Origin of the sequence: Pseudoalteromonas sp. NEC-BIFX-2020_015, from assembly GCF_012952265.1 — a bacterium.
Lineage (GTDB): Bacteria > Pseudomonadota > Gammaproteobacteria > Enterobacterales > Alteromonadaceae > Pseudoalteromonas > Pseudoalteromonas neustonica.
This window is the reverse complement of the sequence record NZ_JABCJL010000001.1, coordinates 350061-356060: the sequence shown is the minus strand read 5'-3', so window position 1 is coordinate 356060 and position 6000 is coordinate 350061. Positions and strand designations below refer to the sequence as shown.

Genomic DNA, 6000 nt, shown 5'->3' with positions numbered 1-6000 from the left:
GCTCTGCCGTAAATTGACGATTAACCAAGTCCTTTGGCTTATTTTGTTGCTCATCTGGTATCGTTGTTTTACATGCTTTACCGCGACGAGCACCTTGGATACCCATATTTCGCATTAGTCGCTCAACGGTGCAACGGGCTACTTGGTGGCCGTCAAGTTGCAGTTGTTTCCATATTTTCCTTGCTCCATAAACAGACATGTTATCTTCCCACGCTTGGCGAATGAGTATCATCAGCTCAGCATCACGCTTTTTGCGGTTAGATAGTCGCTCAGGCTGCCTCTGTCGCTGTTTGTGGGCGTAATACGTTGAAGATGCAATGGGCAATTCCTTGCAAATTGACTCGACACTATAATGCTCACGACACGCATCTATAAACGTCACGCTTATTTCTATTTGCGGTCGAGCTCCGCTTGGGCGAAAAAAGCGGCAGCTTGCCTCAAAATATCATTCGTTCGCTTTAATTCTTTATTCTCACGCTCTAAAGCAGCAAGTCGCTCTTCAGTTGATTGAGTGTTAGAAGATGGTTTAGACGGTTGAGCTTGAGACTTCTTAACCCATGCTCTAAGTGTTTCTGGAGTACACCCCAGTTTATTTGAAATCGATACTAGCGCAGCCCAAAGAGAGGGGTATTCATGCTGTTGTGTAGTAACAAGCCTAATTGCACGTTCACGAAATTCTGATGTATAGCGATTTGATTTTTTCATAGCTCCAGTTTCTCAAGTTATGGAGTCTCTGGCAAACACGGGGCGATTCATTGTTAAAGAAACGTATAAAAAGTGGGGATATACAGAGCAAGCATTTATATATTATAAATTTGATGCCAATGATAAAAGGTTTAAAGATCAGCGCACAGTTTATAACAAATGCCGTTTTGGCTTAAAAGATGGCAAGTGGTATATGGATAATTTACTGAAAAATTAATTTTAGTGTGTTTTAATTAAAATTAGAATATAAAATAAGCAATTAATAAATAAGGATATACGTTAAGGTGCAAAAAAATATTAAACTAGTCGCTATTTTTTTCTTCTTGTTGATAAGCAGTCAAACGATAGCTAATAGCAATAACTTAACAGTAAAATACGAAGTGATTAAGGGCGGTGAGCATTTTGCTGATATTACAATCAAGGTTAACGACACCTACTTACGCACCGATTACCAGTTAAAAGATGAAAAGCTTACTGAGATGACTGTAAAGTGGAAAGGTCAATATGTTATTGAGCATAAAACCCAGCGAGCTTACTTACTTGACTACAATGTTACTAACCAAAGAGCAGAAGATGCACGCAAAGAAATGGCTGCACAAATCACTAATATATCGGCAGAACAGATATTTGAAATGAGTATTGATCCTATCAATGATGAAAGTGAATTTATACGTTATGAAAAAGTAGGAAACAATAAATTAGTTGGAAAGTTTGAAGGTGATGTTGATCATGAAATTCAGTACCTTGAGCTGCCTAATAAGTATATGAGTCAAAAACAATATGACTGGTTACTTTCAAGAGCCAAAGAAGATCGCAAATTTGGCCAAGCCTTTGTTGCTATTCTAGATCAGCCACTTTCTGAAGTTATTCGCAGAGTGAGTTATCAACATGCTGTTCTTCCTGTCCAAATAAAAACATATGACTATGATATAAACCTAAAGTCTGTTGATTCTAAATTTATTGATGAGAGTGAACTGCAAATCAAAGCAGGGATTATTCAGGCAGATATGACTCATTCTGCAATCCAATTTTTAGAAAGCTTATCACAGCGCTTCAAATAATAAATTGCCAATGGTAGTGCGGCTGTAGTGATCTCGGTTCACTTATCGGTTTTTGTGAACCACAATTTTTAGAGACTGTAAAATTCAGAGTCAAATCGAAACAAGCTACATGTCGGATCATAAAAACGTTTATTTAGGAACGTGGGATTATGATGTTGGTATGATATTAAGTAATTTACTCTTTATTCTCTTAAATAGTACAAATTTTAAAAAATTTAACAAATTCATATTCTACTTGCTCTATACTATAACCTGTATTTGAAAAGCTATATGGCAATATTAATGCACTTCCAATCTTCAATTAGTCATCTTTTTCGCAGCAATAAAATATCTTTATTAGCGCTGCTCGTCTTTAGCATTATCGCGATCCCTGCTTTATATATATTCGAGCTTAAAGTTAGACAAGATGTTTACCGCACAGCTCAAACTAACCTCAATCAAGAATTGAGTACAAAAAGCTTATCTTTAAAAAGACAGTTAAAAAGTAGTGTTACGTCTATTCGTTTTTTAAACGCCACACCGCCCATTTCAGGTATTAGTAGAGCAACAGATAATAATTCTATAGATCCGCTTCTAAATACACCCATTGAAGTATGGCAGACACGTCTGGCTGGGATTTTCAGTGGTTTTATGAATACAGACGAGTATTTATTACAGGCAAGGTACATAACTTTAGCCAATGATGGCCAAGAGGTTGTAAGAGTAGACAGAGATTTAGATGGTGTTATAAGACGTATAGAAGGTGAGCAATTACAGCATAAGGGCCAGCGAGATTATATGCTTAAAGCCAGTATGTTAGATCAAAACTCTGTTTATATATCACCCATTGACTACAACCGAGAAAACGGAGAGATCCAAGTTCCCTATGTAAGTACTTATAGGGTAGCTAAACCTGTGTTTAATAAGGAAGGGTTTGTTTTTGCAGTACTTGTTACAAATTACTTTGCAGAAGAACTCTTTGATAGTTTGATTTTTAGTCTTCCTGATGGGGTAGATATCTATCTTTTAAACAATCAAAATCAGTTTTTATCGCACCCGCAGTCAGATCTGACATTTGGGTTTGAATTTGGTCAAGATATAACATGGTCAACTGTTTTCAATGAAAGCCAAGATATCAGTATGCAAGATACTTTGGCTATGAGTGGTTTACCAAATCAGTATTACCTCAAGCAACGCATTGCATTTGATAGTAACGATATTAGTATGTTGCCTTTAGAGCTTGCAGTGTCAATTGACACTGCGGTATTACTAAAAGAAATTGCAAATAGGCGTGAGAGTTTCATTTTAGTGGTTTTTTCACTGTTTTCAGTCTTATTGTTTATGGTCTTGTTTTATCAACGTTACATTAACCGTAAGTTAGAAATTCACTCATTGAAAGAACAGAATAATAAAATCATTGAGAACTCACTAGATTCAATCGTCACTGTAGAAGAAAATGGTGTGATCAGTAATGCAAATAAAACAGCGTTGCAAAGCTTTGATTTACTATTAAATGAAACGAATTTTACGCAGTTATTTGAATTAAAAAATAAAGATAAGCACAGTTTAAGTGAAACTATCAACAAAGGAGCAAAACCACCATTTGAAGCTGTATATATAGATACTGATAACATCCGGCACTTTTATTCTGTTACTTTAACCTGTGTTTTTGATGTGTTCACTCAGCGAAATCAAATAGCGGCGATTTTGAGAAATATTAATTCTTTGAAGCAAACTCAGAGCGAGCTTGAATTATTAAACGAGACACTAGAGTTAAAAGTATCACAGCGTACAGTGGAGCTTGAAAGTGCGATAGAAGAAGCGCTTGCAGCCAGCCAAGCTAAAAGTGATTTTGTGGCGAATATTTCCCATGAGATCCGCACGCCAATGAATGGTGTGTTGGGGATGCTAGAAATGCTTAAAGAAGACCCATTAAGTGACGTGCAGCTACAGTATTTAAGCTTTGCAAATAGTAGTGCTAATTCATTAATGACACTTATAAACGACATTCTTGATTTTTCTAAGATTGAAGCGGGTAAGCTTGATATTGATAATCATAGCTTTGATGTGATTACTGTTTGCAGTGATATGATCACTTCAATGGCGATACAGGGCCAGAGAAAAGGGCTCGAAGTGTTATTAAATACCGATAAAGTCATGGATCGAATGCTTGTTGGGGATAGCCATCGTTTAAAACAAATTTTGATCAATTTATTGAATAATGCTTTTAAATTTACCCACCAAGGCGAAGTAAGTTTAACACTTGATTGTAAATATCTAACTGAAGATAAACTACGTATGAGTTTTTCTATTCAGGATACTGGTATAGGTATTGCGCAAGAAAATATAGATAAATTATTTGATGTATTTACTCAAGAAGATACAAGTACTACTCGACACTTTGGTGGTACAGGGCTTGGTTTATCGATTTGTAAAAAACTAGCGCAACTAATGGGCGGAGATATAAGTGTAACCAGTGAAAAAGGCAAAGGCAGCTGCTTTACTGCCTATGTAGATCTTCATGTTGCACCCGAGAAAAAATTAAATACCCCTATTGAATTAGCCGCAGATATTCAAGTAGGCGTGCTAATTGCGAAAGAGAGTGTGTTTCAAAATATTACCAATTTACTTGTCAAAAACTGTAAAGTTGATTTAAATAACATACAACGTTTTGATTATCTAGAAGAGTACGATACGTTCAATGTCGACCTCATGGTGATTGATAACGAGCACCCACTGCTCGATAAATTAATCGCTTTATGCGAACAGCAAAATAAAAAATATATGTTAATTTTGCGTGATTTATTATTAAGTAAGGCTGATAAAGCGAGCTTTCCTGAAAACTGCCACATGCTTAATAAGCCGCTAACACAAGATCAGTTTAGCTATAAGCTGGCAAGTATATTTGGTGCAAGTAATAGCTTTTTACTTCCTTCCCAGAAAGCTGATTCTGAAGGCGAGGTTCATGTTGATCTCTCTCGATACAAAGTCTTGCTGGTGGATGATAATATGATCAATATCGAAGTTGCTAAAGCCATTTTAAAACGAACCCAGGTCAGTATTACGTGTGCAAGCGATGGTGTGGAAGCACTCGAAGCATTACAAGCGCACCAACAACAGCCATTTGATGTTATTTTAATGGATTGTCAAATGCCTAATCTTAATGGTTATGATACGACAAGTGAGATCCGAAATAATAAAGCCGGCATTGTCTATCGCCATATCCCGATTATTGCTATGACAGCCAGTGCAATGGCAGGGGATAGGGAACGGTGTATTTCAGCGGGTATGAATGATTACATTACTAAGCCTATTAAACCAAAAACCTTGAAAAACAAGTTAGCGATGTGGCTGCTTAATTAAGCAGCCGATTTTTGCTCCTTATTTTTAACTCGGCTGTGTGATGATTCATCTGCTGAGTTAAGCACTTTTTTGGTATCACTCCAATGTAGCAGTTCAATCCTTCCACATGCTTGCTCTACCAGTGCTGTGCAGCTTTCTATCCAATCGCCATCGTTGCAATACACAATCCCATCAACTACTTTAATTTCAGGGTGATGGATATGACCACAAATAATTCCATCAACACCTTGTTTTTTCGCTTCATGAATAGCTGCATTTTCAAAAGCTTCTATTGCTTCTCGTGCTTTATGAACGCGGGCTTTTATCCACGCTGCAAGTGACCAGTAGTTCTGACCAAACAGCCGGCGAATACGGTTCGTCCAGCGATTTAAAAAAAGTAAAAAATCATAACCCGCATCACCTGCAATACTTATTAGCTTGTTGTAGCGAGTGGCAGAGTCAAAATCATCACCATGGACAAGCAAAAAGCGCTTATTAGCTTTTGTGGTATGAATATATTGCTGGTGTACTTCAATACCGAATAAGCTGTTGTTTATATATTGCCTGAATGTTTCATCATGATTGCCGGGAATATAGATAACACGCGTGCCTTGAGATGCTTTTTCTTGAATGCATGTTAAAACTTGGTAATGGCTTGAGTGCCAATAAAAGTTGCGCTTCATAGACCAAAGATCAATTATGTCGCCTACTAAATAGAGGGTGTCGCATTCAATGCTGTTTAAAAAATCGAGTAGGTAATCAGCTCTGCAATCTTTATAGCCCAGGTGTACATCTGAGATCCATACTGCGGGAAAGTATTGTTTATCACTTGTGTTGTTATTAGTCATAGTCGTTATTGATAGTGTAATAATAACTACGTTAGGTAAATTTGATGACGTTAACGCGACAGTTT

General features: G+C 36.9%; 5 protein-coding genes and 1 other annotated feature. Of the genes, 2 read left to right on the top strand and 3 right to left on the bottom strand.

Annotated features, from left to right (window positions below):
- Together HH219_RS22370 and HH219_RS01550 are read right to left on the bottom strand one after the other, a co-directional pair.
- Nucleotides 1-382, bottom strand: a 382-nt coding sequence (locus tag HH219_RS22370; protein WP_169326429.1) for an IS3 family transposase, incomplete at its 3' end; no start/stop codon positions are given.
- Nucleotides 311-427 (bottom strand) — a sequence feature (AL1L pseudoknot). Its footprint overlaps the gene before it by 72 nt.
- Nucleotides 391-705: a transposase gene (locus HH219_RS01550; protein WP_169326428.1), complete on the bottom strand. Its 315-nt coding sequence runs from the start codon at nucleotides 703-705 to the stop codon at nucleotides 391-393. It overlaps the preceding feature by 37 nt.
- 284 nt (nucleotides 706-989) lie before the next feature.
- On the opposite strand from HH219_RS01550, the gene HH219_RS01545 reads away from it, so the two are divergent.
- Both HH219_RS01545 and HH219_RS01540 read left to right on the top strand, forming a co-directional pair.
- Complete coding sequence (locus HH219_RS01545) at nucleotides 990-1766, top strand: hypothetical protein (protein WP_169326427.1); 777 nt, start codon at nucleotides 990-992, stop codon at nucleotides 1764-1766.
- Nucleotides 1767-2048: 282 nt separating this feature from the next.
- On the top strand, nucleotides 2049-5108 hold the full coding sequence (locus tag HH219_RS01540; protein WP_169326426.1) for an ATP-binding protein: 3060 nt from the start codon (nucleotides 2049-2051) through the stop codon (nucleotides 5106-5108).
- On the opposite strand, the gene HH219_RS01535 is transcribed toward HH219_RS01540, so the two are convergent.
- Nucleotides 5105-5935: a UDP-2,3-diacylglucosamine diphosphatase gene (locus HH219_RS01535; protein WP_054204641.1), complete on the bottom strand. Its 831-nt coding sequence runs from the start codon at nucleotides 5933-5935 to the stop codon at nucleotides 5105-5107. The two genes, HH219_RS01540 and HH219_RS01535, sit on opposite strands and share 4 nt — an antisense overlap.
- Nucleotides 5936-6000 lie beyond the last annotated feature (65 nt).